Raw genomic sequence first — 21,716 nt, 5'->3', positions numbered from 1 at the left:
CGAAGGAGGACGGATGAGCCGATTGTAGCGCTATTCGGCTCATTACGTGAGCCGAATAGAAGCCTTATTCGGCTCACGGACGGGTGGTCAGGGCTGGCTGGCCGCCCGGATCGTCGCCTCGTTGATCGCCCGCACCTTGGCCTCGTCCATCTTCTCGACCTTGCGGTCGTAGGTGTACAGGCCGTTGTGCTCGCCTTCCACATCGGTGATCTGCGTATAGACGCTGCCGGACACGCCCTTGGCGTGGGCCTTGTCCCGCAACACGGCGGTGTTGGCGACGTAACCGTCGGTCAATGCGGTGCTGTCCTTGACGGCGCCGTAGGGATTGATGGCGGCGTTGGGCCAAAGATGCCCGGGAACGTTCAAGGTGAGACCGCCGTGCTCGCCGTCCATGGATGCCCGCGTCGCGTCAGGACCGGGCAGGCCCGGACCCTGGTAGTCGTGCACGTCGTAGAGATCGCCGGCATGCGGGTCGCCCTTGGTGTCGCAGCAGTTCAGGCCGCTGCGTGCGTTGACCAGCCGCGAAGGATCGAGTTGTTTGATCTGCGTGGCGAGTTCGGCGGCTGCCGGGATGCTCCACTGGCCCCAGCCTTCGTTGAACGGTATCCACCCGATGATCGACGTGGTGCCCTTGAGCTGCCCGACGATGGCCGAGACGTCCTTGCGGAACCGTGCCTTGTCGGCGTCGCTGAGCTTGTCGTTGTGCCCGTTGGGCAGGGAAGGCATGTCCTGCCACACCATCAGGCCGATGCGGTCTGCCCAGTAGTACCAGCGCGCGGGTTCCACCTTGATGTGCTTGCGGATCGTGTTGAAGCCGAAGTCCTTCGTCTTCTGGATGTCGAAGCGCAGTGCCGCATCGGTTGGCGCCGTATAGATGCCGTCCGGCCAGTAACCCTGGTCGAGCGTCGCCAACAGGAAGGTCGGCTTGCCGTTCAACACGATGCGGTTACGCCCACCGACTTTCGCTATCGCGATCGTGCGCAATCCGGCATACGCCGTGACGTCGTCGCGCGCTTCGCCGTGCGTCAGGGTGGCCTTGAAGGTATACAGGAAGGGATCCTGCGGGCTCCAGGGGCGAGGGTGCGCGATGGCCAGACGCATGGGTTTGCCGGCCGCGCCGCTCGCCTCGCCGACCGGTTTGCCATCGGCGTAGGCGGTGACGTGCAGGGTGGCGTCCTTGCCGTCACCTTGCAGCGTCGCCGTCACGGTAAAGGCGTCCAGACTGGCCGCGGGCGCGAAGTCCAGTTGCGCAAGGCTGGTGGCTGGCACCGGCTCGAGCCATACCGATTGCCAGATCCCGGACGCGGCGGTGTAGAAGATCCCATCCGGTTTCAGGCGCTGCTTGCCGACCATCACGTCGGCGCCGTCGACAGGCGCGTGCACGGCCACCACGATTTCCTGCGGGCCCTGCGGCCGGAGTGCCGACGTGATGTCGGCAGCGAAGGAGGTGTATCCCCCTTCATGCTTCGCCACTTCCTTGCCGTTGACGTACACCGTGGCGTCCTGCGCCACCGCACCGAAGTTCAGGCGGACATGTTGGCCGCTGGCGGTGAAGTCGGCGGGAATCTCCACCAGCTTCCGGTAGACCATGAAGTCCGAATGCTTCTGCACACCGGACAGCGCGGATTCGATCGGATACGGCACGAGGACCTGCGCCTTCAATGCCTGGCCGAACGTCGGCGCGCGCGATGCATCGCTTGCCGCGTACTGCCAAAGGCCATTGAGGCTCATCCATCGCGGGTGGTCCAGCGAGGGGCGCGCCAGTTGCGGTCGGGGGTACTCCGGAAGCGCGTTGCTTGGGGAGACCTCGGCCGTCCAGGGCGTCGGCAGGGGCGCCTTCTGTCCTTTCCACACGGCCGCCCCGTCCGCCGCCATCGCGGTCGAGGCGATGCCGATGGCGAAGGCCAGGCCGGTCAACGCGATCGTTGCTTTCTTCGTCATGCTGCACGTCATCCGTTCTTCCTCGTCCCGTTCACTGTGCGGCGGCCGACATGGATCGCGGCGCGTCGTGCGCATCGCTGCCCCACGATTTGTTCGGCTGCGGCCCCATGGTGAGTTCCAGCGTGGCGCCGTTTGCGATGTCCGCATGGCTGAACCACGGCTTGGTCCACGGCTTGCCATTGAGCGTCGCGGACTGGATGTACATGTTCTTCGTCGAGTTGTTCTTCGCCAAGATCTCGAAGACCTTGCCGTTGCCCAGGCGCAGGCGCACGTGGTCGAAGATCGGACTGCCGATGATGTAATCGGGCGTCGACGGGTCGACGGGGTAGAACCCCATCGCGCTCAACACGTACCAGGACGAGGTGGAGCCCTGGTCGTCCATGCCGGGATAGCCGTAGCCGGTGGCATCGCTGCCATACAGTTCGTCGAGGATGCGACGCGTCAGCGCCTGCGTCTTCCAGGGCTGGCCGCTCCATGCATAGAGATAGGCGGCCTGCTGGTCGGGCTGGTTGCCCTGGACGTACTGGCCGATCAGACCGGTACAGTCGCGGCAGATACCTTTCGCCGTATACGGCGTCGAGAAGAAGGCGTCGAGCTTGGCGTTGAAGGCGTCGCGTCCGCCGAGCAAGGTCATCAGGCCCTGCACGTCGTGCGGCACCAGCCACAGCGTGGACCAGCCCGAGCCTTCCTTCATCATGAAGTTGTAGTAAGGCTCGCCCGGATCGAACGGCGAAATCCATTTACCGTCCTCGGTACGGCCGCGGAAGAAGCCGACCGACGGATCGAAGACATTGCGATAGTTCGCGGCGCGACGCATGAACATGTCGGCGTCGTCATTCTTGCCGAGGCGGCGCGCGACATCCGCGAGGGCATGATCGTCCCAGGCGTATTCGAGCGTGGTGGCGACACCTGCCTTGCCGCCCGCGTAAGGTGGGCTCGGATTGCCGGGGGGGACGATGTCGGAAATCCAGCCCTGCTTATCGTATTCGGCCAGATAGCCGCGCGGTCCCTTGGGATCGGTCGCATTCTTGTGCAGGTACTCATACGCGGCGGCATAGTCGAACTCGATGCCACGCTGCCATGCGCCGTCGTAGAGGAACACGGCGTGGTCGCCATGGAACGACGTGTTCATGTATCCACGCTCGCGGGCGCGGTCCAGCTCGGAGCGCATGATGTCCTGCACGACCTTCGGCTGCATCAGCATCAGGAGCGTGATCTGGTTTCGCCCCGTATCCCAGAACGGCACGGGACCGTAATGGTCGTATTGGGCGACCTGGTCATGGCCATCGGCATCCGTGTAGCGCTCGCCCTTGCGGGCGATCATGCGAGGACTGGCGAACGAGTGGTAGAGAGTCGAGTAGAACAACGTACGCTGCTTCGGCGTGCCGCCGGTCACCTGCACGCGGTCGAACAGATCGGCCCACTTGGCGCGGGCCTTCGCGTGAACACGGTCGAAGTCGGTATCGCTGTCCTGCGCGCGAAGCCGCTGGTCGGCTTCCGCGGCACTGTGCCCGTGGGCGATGCGAACGACCACCTGGTCGCCCTCTTTCGTGTCGAACGTGACATAGGCGCCGGCGTAGTCGCCGGACACCTTGCGCCGGCCGGTCTCCACATCCGAGCGCCCCAGGCCTTCACCCTTGTTCGTGACGTCGGAATGGAAGGTGCCGAAGTGAGTGAATGGCCGCGAGAACTCGGCGACGAAGTAGGGGCCGTCGGCATCCCTGTCCCGGCGCCCGGCGGTAGCGACACCACGCAGGGTGTGGTCGTCGACCACTTCCACGTCGCCGCCCGCGCGGCGGAGATTCACCACCACGTTGGAGCGGTGGCTTTCGGGGAAGGTGAAGCGCATCAGGCTGGTCCACTGCGTCGCCGTCAGTTCCACCTTGGTGTGGAAGGTGGCGAGGTCGACCGCGTAGTAACCCGGCGACGCCTTTTCGGTCGCCTTGTCGTAATAGGAGGTCGCGTAGTCCGGCGGCACGGTCCAGTCGCCGACCACCGGCATGACCATGGGCGCGCCGCGCGCGCCGTAAGTCGAACCGCCACCGGTGAAGCCGAACATGGCAGGACGACGGTAGTCGTAGGCCACCGGGACGCCCGTGGCGAAGCCGAGGTCGGCATTGATATTGACGGGTGCCGCCTCGGTGGCGCTCTGCGGAAGGCTCGCGCCTGGCGTCGTCATGCCGGTGTAGGTGGGCTCGCCGGGAGGTGGCGCGTTGCCGAGCAGCGTCTGGTTGTCGAGCGAGGCGGTTCCGACCAGGGGGTTGGCGATGTCCACCGGCGCCACGGAGGACGTCGTCACTTTCTTGTCTTTCGCCAGTACCGCCGTCGCGGAGGTCACCGTAAGCAGTGACAGCGCGACCGCGAGGGCACGATGGGGACGGCGTGCCGTGGGTATCTTCATGTGTTTTTCCTTCGCCTGGAAAGAAGACGGGGCCGGGCGATGTGCCCGGCCCCGTCGATTTTCTTACTTGTTGCTGTCACCACCGAACTTGTAGGTCACGCCCAGGTAGTACTGGCGGCCCGGATACAGCAGCTGCACCAGGCGTGAGCGGGTGTCGCCACCCAGGTAGGTGTGCGGCCTCGCCTTGTTGAAGTTGATGATCGACGCGGTGACCATGAAGTGCTTGTTGAACTCGTAGTCACCGTTCAGGTCGATCTGGTGGTACGGCTGCGCGTAGATCGGCAGGCCGGCGGCCAGGCCTTCCATCGTGCGACCGGTCCAGTTGTCGCTGGCACGCAGCAGCAGGCCGTCCTTTTCATAGAACAGCGAGACGTTAGCCGCGTACTTCGCGCTACCGATCAGCTCGGCCTTGCCCACCTGCGTATCGCCCAGGGACACCGCCGTTTCATTGGTTTTATTGAGCGTGTAGTTGGCGATGTAGCCGAAGCCGGTATCCCACGTGTGCTGGGCATAGATCTCGATGCCCTTCGACGTACCGGAGCGGCCGTTGGCATTGGTGCTGTACTGGCGGAAGTTGGTCTGCGTGCCGCCCACGTTCACGTCGATGTTGTTGACGGTGACGGGGACGACGAAGTTCTTCACCTTCTTCTGGAACAGATCGATACCGACGACGCCGTGCTGCGCGTAGTACCACTCGCCGGCCAGGTCGAACTGCGTGGCCGTGAAGGGCTTCAGCTCGGCATTGGCACCGGAACCGTACCAGCCGGGCAGGGGAGCACCGAACTGCTTGCGGTCGTTGTAGTAGTCCTGGGTATTGTTGGTCAGCTGGCCCAGCTGGGCCAGGTCGGTGTAGTTCGCACGTGCCATCGCCTGCGAGCCGGCGGCACGCAGGACGAAGTCATCGGCGATCGTCCACGCGATGTTGAAGCTCGGGAGGAACTTGTTGTAACGCTTGTTCGTCGTCGAGTTGTTGAAGGCTTCGACCACCGCCACTTCGCGCGGCAGGTACTGGAAGTCGCCCGGTGCGCACGCACCACCGCCTGCGTTCACGCCGGAGGCGGGGCAGATCAGGATGTTGCCGCCCGCGTCGTGGTAGTACACCGCGTTGTTGGTGGTGACCTGGTTGGCGACGGTGAGGTCCTGCTTGGTCGTGACGAAGCGCAAACCGACGTTGCCGCGCAGGGTGCCTGTGTCGAAGTTCGCTTGCACATAGGCCGCCGCGACCTTCTCGCCGATCGACGACTTGTTCTGCGGCTTGTTGTAGATGGTCCGGTCGTACGTGTCGTTCAGGTGGTTGTAGTAAGCCGGGAAGTTGATCGCCGGGAAGATGCTGTCGCCGTAGGCATGGTTCACGCCATTGAGGTAATTCGGCAGCAGGAAGTCGGAGGGCAGCTGGCCAGCGTTTGGATCGCAGGTCTGGAACTGCAGCGTGGTGCCCTTGCAATACCAGCGCACTTCGTTGCTCTGCTGCTCGGCCTTCGCGTCAGTGTACTTGCCGCCGAATTGCAGCGACTGCAGCCAGGAGGAATCGAAGGCCCACGTGAAGTCCGCCTGCGCGAAGTTCTGCGAGTTGCGGGTATTCACCATGTTCGAGCCCGTCGAGCCCAGGTCCACCTGGCCCGCGCCCGCCTGCATGTTCTGCAGCACGGACTGGTCGGCGGTGATGCCCGGCTTGCCGCTGAGGTTCCACGCGGCGCCGTTGCTACCGTTTATCCACTGGCCATTCACGAAGTTGCGCGGCTTGGCAGCCATGCCCAGTTCGATCGAAGGACCACCCTTGGCCCAGGTCCGGCCGACATTGAACGAGCCGCTCAGGTCGCCGCCGTTATCCCACTCGCCCTCGAGGTTGAGGGTCTGCGACGTAGCCTTCTCGACGGAGTAATTGCCGTTGAGCCACGGGATTTCCGTGGAGCACACATCCACCGCCTGCCGGCTGGCGCCCGTGACGGGGTTCACGGTGGAGTTGCAACCGACGCCGGCGGGCGGCAGCACGTAGTTCGCACCCGTGACGATGGTGCCGGACTTGTCGAAGGTCAGGCCGTTGGGCGCGAGCAGGCGGCCGTTCTGGTCGGCGTAGTTGGTGTTGTTCGGCAGGCCCCACTCGGGAATTTCCAGGGTGTTGGTGATCTGGGTCTGCTGTCGCTCGAAGCGGAAGTAGTTACCGGTCAGCAGGAAGTGCTCGCTCGGCTTGAACTGCATCGTGGCCTGGGCGCCCTTGGTCTTCAGCGTCAGGTCGTTGCGGCTCGTGGCGAACTGCTGCGGCATCCAGAAGCCGTTGGAGACGTTCCCGGCCTGGTCGACGACACCGTTGCCCCACAGGTCGATGTTGTTGTTCACCGCAGAGTTGTACGCGTTGCCGCGGGCATCCACCGGCGGCTGGGTACAGGTCTCGTGGTCCTTGCAGGCGTCCGACCACCAGTGCCAGCTAGAGGCATCCGCGGAATACGTGGTCGCCTGGCGCTTCTGGTATGCGCCCGCGACGAGCACGCCGAACGTCTCGTCCTTGTTCTTCCACGACCACAACGCGGCGCCCTGCGGTTCCGTCTTCGCACTGGTATCGGAGCTGGCGGCGGTGCCGGTGACGAAGCCTTCGTTGGCTCCCATCTCGAGCGGCCGGCGGGTACGCAGGTCGACGTTGCCGCCGATGCCGCCTTCGTCCAGGCGCGCTTCAAGGCTCTTGTAGAGCTTGATGTCCGAGAACATGTTCGCGGGGAACAGCGTGTAATTGAACGAACGCGTCAGGCCCGCCGAGGTATCGGCCGAGGCGACGTAGTTGCCGTTCAACTGCGTATAGGTCAGTTCGGGCGCGAGGCCGCGGATGCTGACCGTCTTGCCTTCGCCCGATTCGCGGCTGATGACCACGCCCGGTACGTGCGCCAGCGCGTCGGCGATGTTCTTCGCGGGGAACTGCGCGATGTTCTGCGCGTTGATGACTTCCACGATGGAATTGGCGTCGCGCTTGTCGAGCACGTTCTGGTCGATCGACTGGCGATAGCTCGTGACGACGACCGTATCCAGTTTGGTGGCGTCTCTGGAGGTATTCCCCTGCTTGTCCTTATCTGCCTTCTTGTCCTGAGGCGTCTGTGTCTGTGCGGGTGTGGCGGTATCGGCAGGCGCGGCCGATTGCGCGAAGGCGACGGTGGGCACGCCCACCAGGCCCGCTAGCGACAGAGTCGCCGTTGCGATCGCGGCATACAGTGGCTTGCGCGTAAACATGTGCGGCAAATAAGTCATTTTTTTTTACTTCCCTCAGTAAAAGTGCGCCTTCTGGAGGCGACGCTGTGATCCCCCGTTCACTGCAGCTGCGCGATTTATGACGTCACGCGTCCTCCTTGTTACCCCGGCTTGGATCGATCCAATTTTTCGGCCGCAAGCAAACCCCCCGGATCGCAGGCAGCAGAACGCTTCAACTCTGGTATGGCGCTACCACGGCACGTATGCCGGCTTGCGAGAACACGCGGTTGCTTCGTGGTTTCATGCGCTGGCTCCCCGACGTCTGATCCAGGTCTTTCAGGTCCGTGACGGCCGCTGCACGGCTGTTTTGGCCTTTCTTGACTTGGATCGATCTAAATCCCCGACCGCAAATTAAGGCGGCGGACTGCGGCTGTCACGCTGCACCGCAAAAACGGCAGGCCGTTGCCGTAGCGAGGTCATCCGGACCCGGCGCCGCTTGACTCTAGACCTGTATCAAAGGTCTAGACTTGTCTCATGACCACGCAAACCGCCCTCACCATTGGCCGCGTCGCGCAAAGCGCCGGCGTCGCCATCGATACGATCCGGTTCTACGAGCGGGAAGGGCTACTTCCCGAACCGAGGCGCCGGCCGTCCGGATACCGGGAGTACGACGTCGGAACGGTGTCGCGGCTCCGCTTCATTCGCCGTGCCAAGGACCTCGGCTTTACCCTGGAAGAGATTCGCGAACTGCTCGCGCTGTCGGCCGACCGACACGGTGGCGTGGAAGGCGTGCGCGAACGGGCGGCGACGCGACTGCGGGCCATCGAGGACCGCATCGCGGAACTGCAGCGTGTGCGTGACGGCCTGGCCGAGCTCGTCGAAGCTTGCCCCGGGCATGGCGCGCCCGAAGACTGCCCGATCCTGAAGGCGCTGGCGGAGCCGCGGGCATGAGCCATAGCTGCTGTTCGCACGGTACGACCGCGGCGTCGACGCAAGCCGCGGCGCCAGCGCCCGCGGGAACGATCTATACCTGCCCGATGCATCCCGATGTCCGCCAGGAAGGGCCGGGATCGTGTCCGAAGTGCGGCATGGCGCTCGAGCCGGCACTGCCCTCACTGGACGAGGACGACGGCGAGGTACGCGCGCTCGGCCGACGGCTGGCGCTGCTTGTCGTCTTGGCGCTGCCGGTCGTGCTCATGGCGATGGGGCCGCACCTCTTCGGATGGATGTGGCCCGAGCCCGGGGCGTCCATCGCCCGCTGGGGAGAGGCGTTGCTGGCCACCGTCGTGGTGCTGTGGGGCGGGGCGCCGTTCTTCGCGCGCGGCTGGCGCTCCCTGGTGCCGTGGTCGCCGAACATGTACACCCTGATTGCGCTCGGTACCGGCGTGGCATGGCTGTACAGCGCGGTCGCTTTCCTCGTGCCGTCGCTCTTCCCGTCCACGATGCGGGACATGCACGGCCATGTCGCGGTGTATTTCGAATCGGCGGCCGTCATCGTCACGCTGGTGACGCTCGGCGATTTCCTCGAACTGCGTGCGCGTCGGCGGACCGGCGAAGCGTTGCGCGGCCTGCTGGGTCTGGTGCCGAAAACCGCGCGGCGGATCGCCGAGGACGGTAGCGAGGAAGACCTGCCGCTGGAGCGCCTGACCGTGGGGGATCGCTTGCGCGTTCGACCGGGAGAGAAAGTGCCGGCGGATGGGTTGGTCCTCGAAGGCGAAAGCCATGTGGACGAGTCGATGCTCACCGGCGAACCGATGCCGGTGGCGAAACGGGTCGGCGACACGTTGACGGGTGGCACGCAGAACCAGCACGGCGCGCTGACCATGCGCGTGGCGCATGTCGGCGTCGACACGGTGCTGTCGCGCATTGTGGCGATGGTGGCCGAGGCGCAGCGTTCGCGGGCGCCGTTGCAGCGCGTGGCGGACAAGGTCGCGGCGTGGTTCGTGCCGGCTGTTGTCGCGATCGCGATCGGCGCTTTCGCCGCATGGTGGATCCTCGGTCCGGCCCCCGCGCCGGCCCACGCGTTGGTGGCGGCGGTGAGCGTCCTGATCGTCGCCTGTCCCTGCGCTCTGGGGCTCGCGACGCCGATGTCGATCATGGTGGCCAGCGGGCGTGGCGCGCACGCGGGCGTGTTGTTTCGCGACGCGGCGGCCATCGAACGCCTGCGCGACGTCGACACGCTGGTGTTCGACAAGACCGGCACGCTAACCGAAGGAAAACCGGTGCTGGCCGATGTCCGTTCGTTCGGGCAAGAGCGCGCCACCCTCCTGGCCTTGGCAGCGGCCGTGGAACGCCCGAGCGAGCATCCATTGGCGGCGGCGATCGTTGCCGCAGCCTTGGCCGAGGGTCTCATAATCCCCGCGGTGTCGGGTTTCCAGGCGATCGTCGGTCGCGGCGTGACCGGCCGGGTCGACGGGCATGACGTGGCCCTGGGCGACGCGAGGCTCATGGCGGACGAACATGTCGATGTCAGTGCCGCGGAGGACGCTGTCGGGAAGATGCGTTCAAAGGGCGCGACGGCCATGTACCTCGCGGTCGATGGCCGGCTCGCGGCGCTGCTCGCGCTGGCAGATGCCGTGAAGCCCTCGACCCGAGCCGCGCTGGACGCCTTGCGCGCGGCGGGCGTGCGCCTGGTGATGGCGACCGGCGACAACGTGACGACGGCGAAAGCCGTGGCAGCCGCGTTGCCGATCGACGAGGTGCATGCGGGGGCGTCGCCCGAAGACAAGGCCAACCTCGTCACGGCGCTGAAGGCGCGAGGCGCCATGGTCGCGATGGCGGGTGACGGCGTGAACGACGCACCCGCGCTGGCGGCAGCCGACGTTGGCATCGGCATGGGCAATGGCAGCGACATCGCCATCCAGAGCGCGTCGGTGACGCTGCTGAAGGGCGACCTCGCGGGCATCGCCCGCGCAAGGGCGCTTTCCGACGCCACGGTGAAGAACATCCGGCAGAACCTGTTCTTCGCCTTCGTCTACAACGCGGTGGGCGTCCCCGTGGCGGCCGGCGTGTTGTATCCCTTCGTCGGGATCACGCTCTCACCCATGATCGCCGCGCTGGCAATGAGCCTGAGTTCCGTGTCGGTGGTGGGCAACGCGCTGCGACTGCGAGCCGGGCGCTGAAGCACAACGACAGGTGGGAAGGAACTCAGCATCAGTGATGCACGTCGAACGACGGCGGTGCGTCTGCTTCCTTCGTCGCCCAAGTCGTGTTCGGCTTGTCGGACAGATCGAACTCGAGCTTACCGCCCTTCAGTGCGAACGATTCGGGCAGCCAGGCGCGCGGCGTCGCTTTGCCATCGACTTTAAGCGCCGTCACGTAGGGTTTGCCCGGGCCGGCATTCGGTGCGTCGATGATGACGTCGCCACCTTCGCGATGGACCACGGCGCGCGTGAACAGAGGGCTTCCCACGACCATTTCCGCACGGCCCGGAATCGACGGGTAGATGCCGAGCGCCGCGAACACGTACCACGACGACATCTCGCCAAGATCGTCGTTGCCCGGGATGCCCTTGGGCTCGTTGAGCCAGATGGTGTCGAGCACGCGGCGCACCAGTTCCTGCGTCTTCCACGGCTGGCCCGCATAATTGTAGAGCCATGGCGTACCGATGGACGGCTCGTTGTCGAGCTCGGCATGCAGCGGCCCGGACTTCGTCACCGCGAAGCTGCCGTCCGGCTGGTAGAAGAACGCATCCAGGCGTTTGCGCGCCTTGTCGCGCCCGCCCATGGCGTCGAACAGCCCGCCGACGTTGAACGGCACCATCCACACATATTGCGCGGCGCTGCCTTCGACGAATCCGTCTTCGGTCGACGGCGTGAAGGCGTGCGGTGCTTCCTTCTCGTCGTCCTTCACCAGGGCCCAGCTGCCGTCGGCGTTGCGATTGCGTATGTAGCCGCCCTCGGGCGTGGCCTTCGGGTCGAACAGGTTGCGCCAGTACTGTGCGCGATCGAGGAAGCGTGTCGAGGTGGCCTTGTCACCGAGGCGGTCGGCGAGGGCGCTGATGCCGAATTCGGCGGCGACGGTTTCGAGCGTGTCCGCCGCGGGACCCCACGCAGGCGCACCGACCGGGATGTAGTGCAGCTTCAGCCACGCGTCCAGGCCAGGGCGCTGACCTACGCACTCGACTTCGCAGCCGTCGTGCGAGGTGTCCAGCGCCGTCGGGTGGTCGGCGGCGTGCACGAGGGAAGCGAGCGCTCCCTTCGCGTCGAAGTCGCGGGCGCCGAACGCGTAGATGCCTGCGACGGACGCCGCGGCGGGGTCGCCGTTCATGACGTGCGTGCCGCCGTTATTGTGCGTCCAGCGGTCCCACACGCCGTTGTTCTGCTGTGCCTGGTTGTACAGGCTTTGCGCGATGTCGCTGGCGGTCTTCGGTTCCAGCCAAGCCACCAGCGGCAACTGGGAACGATAGACGTCCCAGCCGGAGAAGTTCGCGTACTGTGCCTTCTGGTTGCCCATCACGCGATGGACCTGGCCGTCGAAGCCGCGATACTCGCCGTTGACGTCGCTGAAGACATTGGGGTGCATGAGCGAGTGGTAGAGCGCCGTGTAGAAGACGGTGCGCTGGTCCGGTGTTCCTCCCTCGACGTCGATGTGCGCCAGGCGCGCGTTCCACGCGGCGACGGCCTTGTCACGCAGCGCTTCGAAGGTCGTGCCCTTCGGGTTCTCCGCGTCGAGATTGGCCTGTGCGTTCGCCGCGCTCACATAGGAGATGCCGACACGCACGTTGACTGTGCGCGTGCCCTTCGCGAAGCCGACCCACGCCCCGGAACCCTTGCCGGCCTCGGGGAAGCCCTTGGGTCCGTATCCCGTGCCGCCTTCCGCCTGCGTGCCGCCCCTGTTCACCGTGGCATCGCGCCACGAGCCCGTCGAGGCGAACGCCTGGTCGAATTCGGCCACGAAGTAGAGCGTGTAATAGCTGCGCCGGTCGGCCTCGTTGATGTAGCCGCAAAAATTGCCGCTGGTGACCTCGCCGAGCACGCGTCCATGCGCCTTGTCGACGGTGACCTTCGCGTTCTCGGAACCGGCTTCGGAATCGGAACTGCGCACGAGCACGTTCGCCGGCTTGCCGGCCGGGAAAGCGAAGCGCGCAGCGCCTGAATGGAGGGCCGCCGTGAGATCGACGGTCACCCCGTTGTCGAGGCCGACGCGATAATGGCCGGCCTTGGCGGTCTCGTTGGCGTGCGAAAATTTCGACGCGTACGCGTGCCGGAAATCCGTGGACGGCGAGGCGGTCACGTCCTCCGTGATCGGCATGATCGGCACGTCGCCCGATGCGCCTGCGCAACCCCAGCCCTCGACGTTGGTGAGGCTGAAACCGCGGATGGCATCCGCCCGGTATTCATAACCGCCAGGTGCGGCGATCGGCGACTTCTTGCCGGGAAGCGGCGAGGCCTCCGGGCTGAACTGGAGCATGCCGAAAGGCACCACGGCCCCGGGAAATACGTTGCCGCCATTGGTCGTCCCGATGAGCGGATTGACCAGGACGGCTGGACCGGAGGCGGCAATCACCAAGCCAGGGAGAAGGGCGGAAGCGAGGGCGATGGGACGAATGGCGCGCAAGGGTAACCTCCGTGGGAACGGGATTTGTCTCGATTGAAATCCTTTATAGCAGGGAATGTCCCCTGCCAGGTGTTACCAGAGGATGCCGTCGACCGGCTGCGCGGGCTGCAACCCATGCGTCTCGCCGAGTCCGTCGCGAAGGTCGATCTCGATGCCGCGCGTGAGGGCGTTCAGGGGGACGTCGTCCTCCTTGTTTTCGAACGGGTTCTGCATGTCGTTGCCGATCTGGAGCAGGGCAAGGAACAGGAACCCGGCCACGGTGGAACCCAGCGGGGTGTAGAGACCCAGGGTTTCCACGAGGCCCAGTGGCAGCAGCAGGCAGAAGCCATGGGTGAAGATCGCGGGATAGGCCGAGTATTGCTGCGGCAGCGGCGTGTTCTTGATGCGCTCCATGCCGCCTTGCGCGTTCGTGATCTCGCTCATCGTGCGCGCGAAGCTGGCCAGCAAAATGGGCTCCGGACGGGCCGCTGACAGTGTCGCCGCGGTGCGCGCGTGGATGGCGTTGGGCACGTTCGCCACCGATCGCAAGCGCTCCACCTCGTCATGGGGGAGTCGGGCGGCCAGTTCTTCCCAGGGCAGCTGGCGGCGAAGGTGCAGGCGCAGGGCGTGGGCATAAGCGATCTGGCGATGGATGACCGTGACCGCCGTGTCACGATCGGCGAGCAGGGTGAGCGCGTCGCGCGCCAAGGTGCGCGACGCATTCACCATCGCGCCCCACAGGGTGCGCGCTTCCCACCAACGCGCATACGCCGTGGTATTGCGGAAACTGAGGTAAACAGCAACGGCGGAGCCGAGCAACGTCACCGGCAGGGCGGGGAATTCCATCCAGTCGGGATCCACGACGTACCAGAACACGGTGACCACGATGTCCCAGGCCAGCAACCAGATAAGCGGCTTGCCGACGTAGTGCAGGATGTGCCCGATGTGGGCCCGCCCTGGGAGGATCACACGTCGTGCTCGCGCTGGATGGCTTCGGCCAAGGGGATGAAGCGGTCGCTGGCCTGGTCGAGCACGGACACCTTGCCGTCGCCGATGTCGTAGACCCAGCCTTGGAGGGTGATCGCATCGTTGGCGCGTGCCGCGGCCACCGCCGGGTGGGTGCGCAGGTGGGCAAGCTGCAGGCGAACGTTCTCTTCGATCAGGGCGCTCATCGCGGCGGCCCCTTCGAGCTTGCGCGCGAACACGGCGCTCTTGGCCGCCTGCGCGTTGCGCAGCCAGGCCTCGACGGTCGGCAGGTCACGGGTGGAGTCGGGATTGAGCAGGCCCTTCATGGCCCCGCAGTCGGTGTGGCCGCAGACCACCACGTGGCGCACGCGCAGCACCATCACGGCGAATTCCACCACGGCGGACACGCCGCCGAGCATCTCGCCATAACCCGGCACGATGTTGCCGATGTTGCGGCAGACGAAAAGCTCGCCCGGCTGGGTCTGGGTGATCATCTCCGGCACCACGCGGGAGTCCGCGCAGGTGATGAAGAGGGTATGCGGGCTCTGGCCCTCGGCCAGTTCGCTGAACAGCTGCTCGCGCCCTGGGAAGACCCTGTGGCTGAAGTCCTCGACGCCTTTCAGAAGGCCGAGCAGGCTGTCGTCGCGCGGAGTGTCCTGGGTCATGCGTTCACCTTGGAAGTTCAGGCCGCGAGGGCGCGGCAACCGGCGAAGTTTATGACAAAGCGAGGCGGGGCGAATTCGCGGCAGTATGGGCCCGGCGAGACCAGGTTGGGAAAAGCCGCCTCTCGTGAGTGAGGCGGCTTTTGCGGGGCTTATGCCTCCACGTCTTCCTTGTAGGCGTCGATCGGGATGCAGGCGCACATCACGTTCTTGTCGCCGTAGACGTTGTCCACGCGGGACACCGGCGGCCAGTACTTGGACAGTTTCAGCGACGGGAGCGGGAAGGCCGCAAGTTCTCGCGGGTAGCTGTGCGTCCACTCGCTGCCGGTCACCATGGTGGCGGTGTGCGGGGCGTTGCGCAGCGGGTTGTCCTCGCGGTCCAGGCGGCCATCTTCCACCGCGCGGATCTCCTCGCGGATCTGGATCATGGCGTCGATGAAGCGATCCAGTTCGTGCAGGGACTCACTCTCGGTCGGCTCGACCATGAGCGTGCCGGCGACCGGGAACGACAGCGTCGGCGCATGGAAGCCGAAGTCGATGAGCCGCTTGGCCACGTCTTCCGCGCCGACGCCCGTGGCGTCCTTGAGCGGGCGCAGGTCGAGGATGCACTCGTGCGCCACGAGCCCGTTGCGGCCGGTGTAAAGCGTCTTGAAGTGCGACGCGAGGCGCTTGGCGACGTAGTTGGCGTTGAGCAGGGCCACCTGGGTCGCCTTGCGCAGGCCTTCCGTGCCCATCAGCGTGATGTACATCCAGGAAATCGGGAGGATGGACGCCGAACCGAATGTGGCCGCGCTGACCATGCCCACGTCGCCGTCGCCGCCGAAGGCGCGCGGCAGGAACGGAGCCAGGTGCGACTTCACGGCGCACGGACCCACACCCGGGCCGCCGCCACCGTGCGGGATGCAGAAGGTCTTGTGCAGGTTGAGGTGGGACACGTCCGAGCCCCACTTACCCGGCTTCGCCACGCCGACCAGCGCATTCATGTTCGCGCCGTCGGTGTACACCTGCCCGCCATGCGTGTGCACGGCTTCGCAGATGGCGACCACGTCTTCCTCGAACACGCCGTGCGTGGAGGGGTAGGTGATCATGATGGCGGCGAGACGGTCCGAATACTTCTCGGCCTTCTCGCGGATGTCGTCGACGTCGACGTTGCCGTTCGCGTCGCAACGCGTGACCACGACGGTCATGCCGCACATCTGCGCCGAGGCCGGGTTGGTGCCGTGCGCGGATTCCGGGATCAGGCAGATGTCGCGATGGCCTTCGCCGCGCGAGCGGTGGTACGCGCGGATCGCGAGCAGGCCAGCGTATTCGCCCTGGGCGCCGGAGTTCGGCTGCAGGCTCACCGCATCGTAGCCGGTGCACTCCACCAGCATCGCTTCCAGCTCGTCGATCAGCTGCTTGTAACCCTGCGCCTGGTCGGCCGGGGCCAACGGATGGATGTTGGCGAACTCGGGCCACGTCACCGGGATCATCTCCGCGGTGGCGTTCAACTTCATCGTGCACGAACCCAGCGGGATCATCGTGCGGTCCAGCGCGAGGTCCTTGTCCGCGAGCCCGCGCAGGTAGCGCAGCAATTCGTGCTCGCTGTGGTGCGTGTTGAAAACCGGATGCTGGAGGAAGTCCACCTCGCGCAGGAGGTGCTTCGGCAGGCCGTCGTGCACTTCCGCGTCGAGCGCGTCGACGTCGTCGATCCTGCCGCCGAAGAGGCCGGCAAGCGCGATGACGTCGGCACGCGTGGTGGTTTCGTCGAGACTGATGCCGACGCTGCCATTGTCGATCGCGCGCAGGTTGATCTGCGCGGCGGCCGCCTTCGCATGGATCGCCTTGGCGTCGATGCCGGTGACATGCAGCGTATCGAAGAAGTCGTCGCCCACGGAGATGCCGGCCTGGCGCAGCGCGGCCGCGAGGATCGCGGTGAGGCGGTGCGTGCGGCGGGCGATGCGAACGAGGCCCTCCGGGCCGTGGTACACCGCGTACATGCTCGCCATGACAGCCAGGAGCACCTGCGCGGTACAGATGTTCGACGTCGCCTTCTCGCGGCGGATGTGCTGCTCGCGGGTCTGCAGGGTGAGGCGATACGCCGGCTTGCCCTCGGTGTCGACGGAGACGCCGATCAGGCGACCCGGCATCGAGCGCTTATAGGCATCGCGGCAGGCGAGGTAAGCGGCGTGCGGGCCGCCGAAGCCGTACGGCACGCCGAAGCGCTGCGTGTTGCCCACCACGATGTCGGCACCCCAGCTGCCGGGCGCGGCAATCAGCGTGAGCGCGAGCAGGTCGGTGGCGACGCAGACGATGCCGCCGCGCGCATGGGTCGCGTCGGCGAGGCTCTTGTAATCGTTGATGCGACCGTAGGTGTTCGGGTACTGCAGCAGCACGCCGAAGCTGTCCACGCTCGCGCCTTCGCTATCGTCGCCGATGTGCAGCTCGATGCCGATGCCGTCGGCGCGCGTGCGCAGCACTTCGAGCGTCTGCGGATGCACGTCCTTCGAGACGAAGAACACGTTCGACTTCGACTTGGCGGAACGCTTCGCCAGCGTCATCGCCTCGGCCGCCGCGGTGCCTTCGTCGAGCAGCGACGCGTTGGAGATGTCCATGCCGGTGAGGTCGGCGACCATCGTCTGGAAGTTGATCAAGGCTTCCATGCGGCCCTGCGAGATCTCCGCCTGGTACGGCGTATAGGCCGTGTACCAGGCCGGGTTCTCGAGCACGTTGCGCAGGATCACGTTCGGCGTGAGCGTGCCGTAGTAACCCTGGCCGATGAAGCTGCGGAAGACCGAGTTGCGATCGGCGATGGCCCGGATCTTCGCCAGCGCTTCCTCTTCGGTCACGGCACGGGGGAGGGCGAGCGGGGCGGGCGACTTGATCGAGCCGGGGACGATGGCGTCGGTCAGGGCGTCGAGCGAGGCGTGGCCGACCACGCGCAGCATCTCGGCGATTTCGGTGTCGTTCGGTCCGATGTGGCGCTCGATGAAGGCGCCGTGGTTCTCGAGGTCGCGCAGCGAAGTTTTCTGGCTCATGGGCTTTGGAGGCATCCGGAGTAACGCGCCGTGCCGGCACGTGGGGCGCCCCTCTGTCCTTTTGCCTGAGAGTTTGGGGGCGGATACCCCTTGCACCTTCGGCGCCGGATCGAACCGGTCTCTCCAGAGTGATGACCGCGCGGTGGTATGGGAGCCTGAGCGATTACGGGCGTTGCGCCTTCGGCAGCGGGTCCTTCCGCTTCTCCCACCGAGCTTTAGGCGATCGATTATACAGGGCAGTGGGCGGGGATGTCGGTGCGAGGGAGCGCCTCGAGCCAGCTTCCTGGCTAACCGTAGGGGGAAGCGCGGAAGACACCAGGCGCCGCCCGCTGGGGGGTGTAAGGGCAATCTGAGTGCCCCGTGAGGGTTGGTCGATCGTCCGGCAATTGTCGATAACTCCGGAGAAACAGGCGCATCTTCGGTCCTTGGGGGGTCACGGTGCTTGAGAACACTCTCATTCGCCCACCTGACGGCGAGAGTTAGTGTCGGAACCGGATTACACAAGGAGGTCCCCAATGCGTTTCCCCACTCACGTTGTCCGTTCCCTCTCGTTGGCTATCGCCTTCGGACTGGCTGTTCCTGCCGCCCCAGCGTCTTTCGAAGCGCATGTACCCGCTCCGCCCTTTGCCATACGGCCAGCTGCCCCGATGCCTTCGACGCTGGTCGTCTTCGGCGGGCCCATTTCGGTCCCGGCCGTGGCGGTCGACGGAGGGACAGCCACGCTCCAGGCAACAGATATTCCCCCGGACGAATTCGCCAGGCTTATCCAGTTGCGAGGAAGCGTCGCGGCTGTGCTTAATTCGGGGGCACTCCCGCTATCCGATACGGAGGCCGCATCTCTGAGTCGCCTCTACGACGCGGGCGTGCCCGTCCTTTTGTCCATGAACCGGGACGAGCCGGAAGACGTCCGCCAGGTTGCCTCGCTTTTCGGTATTTCGCCGACGGAGGGCGACGTCCTCCTGCAACGGGATGGACAGGGTGGCGTCCGGGTTTTTTCGGCCAGCGACGCCGGAGCGGGGCCGGCCGAGCTTTTGGCCGCGGCCGTCCATGTCACCCGCGCGGCGGCGGTAGCCGCGACCTCCAGGCTCGGCGCCGCGGAAATTGCAGCGATGGCGAGCGACGATCAACCATCGGCGCCGACGATAAGCTTCGAGATGAACTTCGTGGACGAGAAGGGCGAGGTCGCCGGCGTGACCGTCATCGAAGTGGTCCGTAGCCGTACCGTCTCATCCGACAACAAGCTCGTCAGGCTTACGTCGAAGGCGACCATCAAGGCGGCGCGAGCCGGAATCACAGATGGCAGTCAAACTGGCAAGAACCTGTGGGGTGCCTATCTTCCCTTCGAATACCGGCTTCAACACCATCTGGTAACCGATTCGGACCGGCCGGTATACATGGATCATTTTCCAGAGAGCGATGGTCGTACGGAGTTCACTCAGACCGATACGGAGAACAGGGGTATCAACATCGGCGGCTCCACAGGCGCCGAGTTGAGCTCTTCAGGACAGCCGGACGACTTGCTCGCGGCCAAACTGCCTTTGAATCTCTCGGTGGGCTACGAGCGATCATGGAATTCTTCACTCACGTCGACGTTCCACGATTACTCGCTATTTGCGGCTCCCAACGGAGAGGGGACAATGCAATGGAGGGCACTAATCGCACCTAGTTTGAAAGGTGCTCTCATCAAGCGCGTCGGGGCAGGCTTGCCACAGCTGACCGAGGAGAAAATGACTCCGATGATGCGCGCCGCGACACTGAACGCCCTGTCGCAATGGAGCCTTCCAGGGAACTTTGAAGGGATGGCGACGGTGACCGTGACCGGCGGCTTCGAACTCCGCAAGGACGAATGGCGTTGGGATCGTGCGAAGCTCAAGTACGCGAACGGAAGTGAGCAGCGCGACTCGTCCCGTTCCTATACCTTCGACTTGTCCAATCCCTACCTTTCGGCCGAGCGGACGGTCCTGATTCGTACGGCCACGGGTTCGGGTGCATGCCTGAGTGACCGAGACGGCGTCGTACTCGCCACTTGCGATTCAACCGATCGCCGGCAATTGTGGGGCCTGGATGTCGGCAGTCGCTATATCAATCGTGCCACGGGCCGCTGTCTGGCCGTGCAGCCGTCGACCAGGGCCGTGGTGACAGAAAAATGCGGTCTGTCGTACGAGCAGCAATGGCAGTGGCGCGCGGATCGCCTGCATTCGCTTATCGACCACGGACGCTACCGGCTCTACGTCGAAGGCGGTGAAGTGCGCTATCACGCGCCGGAAGGGCGTTTCCAGGACTATCCCGTGAATCCTTACGGTGCACCGCTCGAGCCGTGGACGAATTATCCCAGCGCGCCACGACCGAAGATCGACCACCAGCCTGCACCTGCAGGGTCCCGGCCGATCCCAATACCGGCGGAGTGGGCGACGAAGTTCCGGCCCGTGAGTGACGACCAGCGTTGGCGCATCGAAGTGCTTCGCGAGGGCCTGTAAGCAAGCGGGGGCGGTGGCTCCGGCCATCGTCCCTCGCTGTTCAGTCGCAGCGCGTGGTGGAACTTGTCGCTTCCACCACGGTCTGGGGCTAGACGTCGATATGGGCGAGCAGGCATGACGCCATCAGGGCAAGCAGGGCGGTGGGCCATCCCTCCGTGGAGGCGGACGCTGGCGAACGGGGCGCTGCTGGGAATCATTCTCTGGCTGCACCTCTTGTTGTTCCTCGTGCTGATGTCTTTGCGAGCCCGTGTTCCGGATGGCCAGGTCGCCTGGTCAGCAAACGATCGCGTCATGCGGGCTCGACTCATCCTGCGGCCTCAAGTCGAATCGCATCTCGCACCGAAACACTTGCCTGCCGGCGCCGAACGACCAGCCAGAGCCTATCGCCGTGCCGCACCGACGCCTATCTCCTCCAGCGCAGTCCCGGCCTCCAGTGGCGTCGTTCAAACGCCCGCGGCACGCCTGGGCCCGATACCTGTCGTGTTGTCCCCGCAGCATGTCATCGACGATGGCGGTGATCCGGCGCTTCGGAAAGCTTTAGGCGAAGTGAGTTCGTCGCATTCGCAACCGCTGCCGGGCGCGGACGATGGTTCCCTCTCGGGAACCTTTCGCGCGATACCTCCGCGGAGCCTGAAGGACAGAATTCGGCACCTGGAGTCCCACCATGACGGCTAAGCGGATTTACTGGTTCGGCCCGAAGCGTATCGGATGGGGCATCAGCCCGAGGCGTTGGCAAGGATGGGCGACCCTCCTGGTCTACTGCGCGCTCATGATCTCATTGACCAGGGTGATCGATCCCGTCGCTCACCAGGTACTCGACATAGCGATACGAGTGGCGGCTTCCTTAGCTTTCTGCGCGATCCTCTTCCTGAAGTCCGACAGGTCGAAGCACGAATGACTCGCTGGTGATCCACTAGCGTGCCGCGTCGCTCGTACCGCTCTCTATCCAGGACAGCACGAACGATTCGAGCGACACGCGCGGCGGCAACGTCAGTCCCGCCGCGTGGACGAATCCATGCGCTGCTTGCAGGAAAGCCTGTCTTGCCCGCGCCGAGTCCATGCGGGCCGCCGCCTGTCGTTGTCGAAGCTGGACGATGTGGGCCGACGGTTGGCCCGGGCGCGAGAACTTGGCGTAGCGCCGGAGTTCGTCCGCGGCGGTCGCCGTATCGCGCGCCGCGCGATCCATGGCGGCGCGGGACGCAGTGGCTTGGGCCAGGAGCGCGGAAGCTTCCGGAGGAAGTTCGGAAGACGGGTTATCCGGATGGTTTGTCATGAGGGATGATGACTCCGGCGGATGGCGAAAAAAACGAAGCCCCGCATCGCTGCGGGGCTTCGTCTATAATTGGTGCCCAAGAGAGGACTCGAACCTCCACGGTTTTACCCGCTAGTACCTGAAACTAGTGCGTCTACCAATTCCGCCACCTGGGCAGGTGTCTCGAAGCAGCTTCGCCGCCCCGTGAGCCGCGTAGATTAGGTAGGTCGGAGAAACTTGTCAACGATTTTGCATCCCGGATGTGAAACTATCCCGCATCCTCATTAA

Annotated in this window: 11 protein-coding genes, 1 tRNA gene and 1 riboswitch; of the genes, 3 read left to right on the top strand and 9 right to left on the bottom strand. The window is 65.1% G+C overall.

What is annotated here, in order from left to right; all coding sequences use genetic code 11:
• Nucleotides 1-87 precede the first annotated feature (87 nt).
• From ACQKIE_RS15190 to ACQKIE_RS15180, 3 genes are all read right to left on the bottom strand, one after another.
• Complete coding sequence (locus ACQKIE_RS15190; protein WP_427460578.1) at nt 88-1,941, bottom strand: glycoside hydrolase family 2 protein; 1,854 nt, start codon at nt 1,939-1,941, stop codon at nt 88-90.
• 31 nt (nt 1,942-1,972) lie between these two features.
• Nucleotides 1,973-4,342, bottom strand: coding sequence for a GH92 family glycosyl hydrolase (locus ACQKIE_RS15185; protein ID WP_427460576.1), 2,370 nt, complete (start codon nt 4,340-4,342; stop codon nt 1,973-1,975).
• Between the two features lie 63 nt (nt 4,343-4,405).
• Nucleotides 4,406-7,576 carry a TonB-dependent receptor gene (locus tag ACQKIE_RS15180; RefSeq protein ID WP_427460574.1) on the bottom strand — a complete coding sequence of 1,057 codons (3,171 nt, stop codon included), beginning with the start codon at nt 7,574-7,576 and terminating at the stop codon, nt 4,406-4,408.
• 474 nt (nt 7,577-8,050) lie between these two features.
• On the opposite strand from ACQKIE_RS15180, the gene ACQKIE_RS15175 reads away from it, so the two are divergent.
• Nucleotides 8,051-8,467, top strand: a complete 417-nt coding sequence (locus ACQKIE_RS15175; protein WP_427460572.1) for a heavy metal-responsive transcriptional regulator — start codon at nt 8,051-8,053, stop codon at nt 8,465-8,467.
• Nucleotides 8,464-10,638 (top strand): copper-transporting P-type ATPase, encoded by a 2,175-nt coding sequence (locus ACQKIE_RS15170; RefSeq protein ID WP_427460570.1) that lies wholly within the window; start codon nt 8,464-8,466, stop codon nt 10,636-10,638. Before ACQKIE_RS15175 ends, ACQKIE_RS15170 begins: the two co-directional genes overlap by 4 nt.
• A gap of 31 nt (nt 10,639-10,669) precedes the next feature.
• Here the strand turns inward: ACQKIE_RS15170 and ACQKIE_RS15165 are convergent, their stop codons facing one another.
• The 4 genes from ACQKIE_RS15165 to gcvP all read right to left on the bottom strand — a co-directional run bounded on the left by ACQKIE_RS15165 (nt 10,670) and on the right by gcvP (nt 17,699).
• Nucleotides 10,670-13,075 carry a GH92 family glycosyl hydrolase gene (locus ACQKIE_RS15165; protein WP_427460568.1) on the bottom strand — a complete coding sequence of 802 codons (2,406 nt, stop codon included), beginning with the start codon at nt 13,073-13,075 and terminating at the stop codon, nt 10,670-10,672.
• A gap of 72 nt (nt 13,076-13,147) precedes the next feature.
• Nucleotides 13,148-14,023: a bestrophin family protein gene (locus ACQKIE_RS15160; RefSeq protein WP_427460566.1), complete on the bottom strand. Its 876-nt coding sequence runs from the start codon at nt 14,021-14,023 to the stop codon at nt 13,148-13,150.
• The gene (locus ACQKIE_RS15155; RefSeq protein WP_427460564.1) at nt 14,020-14,685 is read right to left on the bottom strand and encodes a carbonic anhydrase; all 666 of its coding nucleotides are present in this window, start codon (nt 14,683-14,685) and stop codon (nt 14,020-14,022) included. The genes ACQKIE_RS15160 and ACQKIE_RS15155 overlap by 4 nt, the downstream gene beginning before the upstream one ends.
• A 149-nt stretch (nt 14,686-14,834) precedes the next feature.
• Nucleotides 14,835-17,699, bottom strand: a complete 2,865-nt coding sequence (gene gcvP, locus ACQKIE_RS15150; protein WP_427460562.1) for an aminomethyl-transferring glycine dehydrogenase — start codon at nt 17,697-17,699, stop codon at nt 14,835-14,837.
• Nucleotides 17,700-17,742: 43 nt separating this feature from the next.
• Nucleotides 17,743-17,836: riboswitch (glycine riboswitch) on the bottom strand.
• Nucleotides 17,837-18,346: 510 nt separating this feature from the next.
• On the opposite strand from gcvP, the gene ACQKIE_RS15145 reads away from it, so the two are divergent.
• Nucleotides 18,347-20,176, top strand: a complete 1,830-nt coding sequence (locus tag ACQKIE_RS15145; protein ID WP_427460560.1) for an RICIN domain-containing protein — start codon at nt 18,347-18,349, stop codon at nt 20,174-20,176.
• Between the two features lie 913 nt (nt 20,177-21,089).
• On the opposite strand, the gene ACQKIE_RS15140 is transcribed toward ACQKIE_RS15145, so the two are convergent.
• Together ACQKIE_RS15140 and ACQKIE_RS15135 are read right to left on the bottom strand one after the other, a co-directional pair.
• Nucleotides 21,090-21,449, bottom strand: a complete 360-nt coding sequence (locus tag ACQKIE_RS15140; protein WP_427460558.1) for a hypothetical protein — start codon at nt 21,447-21,449, stop codon at nt 21,090-21,092.
• 70 nt (nt 21,450-21,519) lie between these two features.
• Nucleotides 21,520-21,604, bottom strand: a tRNA-Leu gene (locus tag ACQKIE_RS15135).
• Between the last annotated feature and the right edge of the window lie 112 nt (nt 21,605-21,716).

The organism is Luteibacter sp. NPDC031894, from assembly GCF_050273135.1.
Lineage (GTDB): Bacteria > Pseudomonadota > Gammaproteobacteria > Xanthomonadales > Rhodanobacteraceae > Luteibacter.
Note: the sequence above shows the minus strand (reverse complement) of the source record. Positions and strands in the feature narration are given on the sequence as shown.

Coding starts and splice junctions, on each gene's coding strand:
- ACQKIE_RS15190 (WP_427460578.1), bottom strand. CDS start 1,941: ATGACGAAGAAAGCAACGATCGCGTTGACCGGCCTGGCCTTCGCCATC.
- ACQKIE_RS15185 (WP_427460576.1), bottom strand. CDS start 4,342: ATGAAGATACCCACGGCACGCCGTCCCCATCGTGCCCTCGCGGTCGCG.
- ACQKIE_RS15180 (WP_427460574.1), bottom strand. CDS start 7,576: ATGACTTATTTGCCGCACATGTTTACGCGCAAGCCACTGTATGCCGCG.
- ACQKIE_RS15175 (WP_427460572.1), top strand. CDS start 8,051: ATGACCACGCAAACCGCCCTCACCATTGGCCGCGTCGCGCAAAGCGCC.
- ACQKIE_RS15170 (WP_427460570.1), top strand. CDS start 8,464: ATGAGCCATAGCTGCTGTTCGCACGGTACGACCGCGGCGTCGACGCAA.
- ACQKIE_RS15155 (WP_427460564.1), bottom strand. CDS start 14,685: ATGACCCAGGACACTCCGCGCGACGACAGCCTGCTCGGCCTTCTGAAA.
- gcvP (WP_427460562.1), bottom strand. CDS start 17,699: ATGAGCCAGAAAACTTCGCTGCGCGACCTCGAGAACCACGGCGCCTTC.
- ACQKIE_RS15145 (WP_427460560.1), top strand. CDS start 18,347: ATGCCTTCGACGCTGGTCGTCTTCGGCGGGCCCATTTCGGTCCCGGCC.
- ACQKIE_RS15140 (WP_427460558.1), bottom strand. CDS start 21,449: ATGACAAACCATCCGGATAACCCGTCTTCCGAACTTCCTCCGGAAGCT.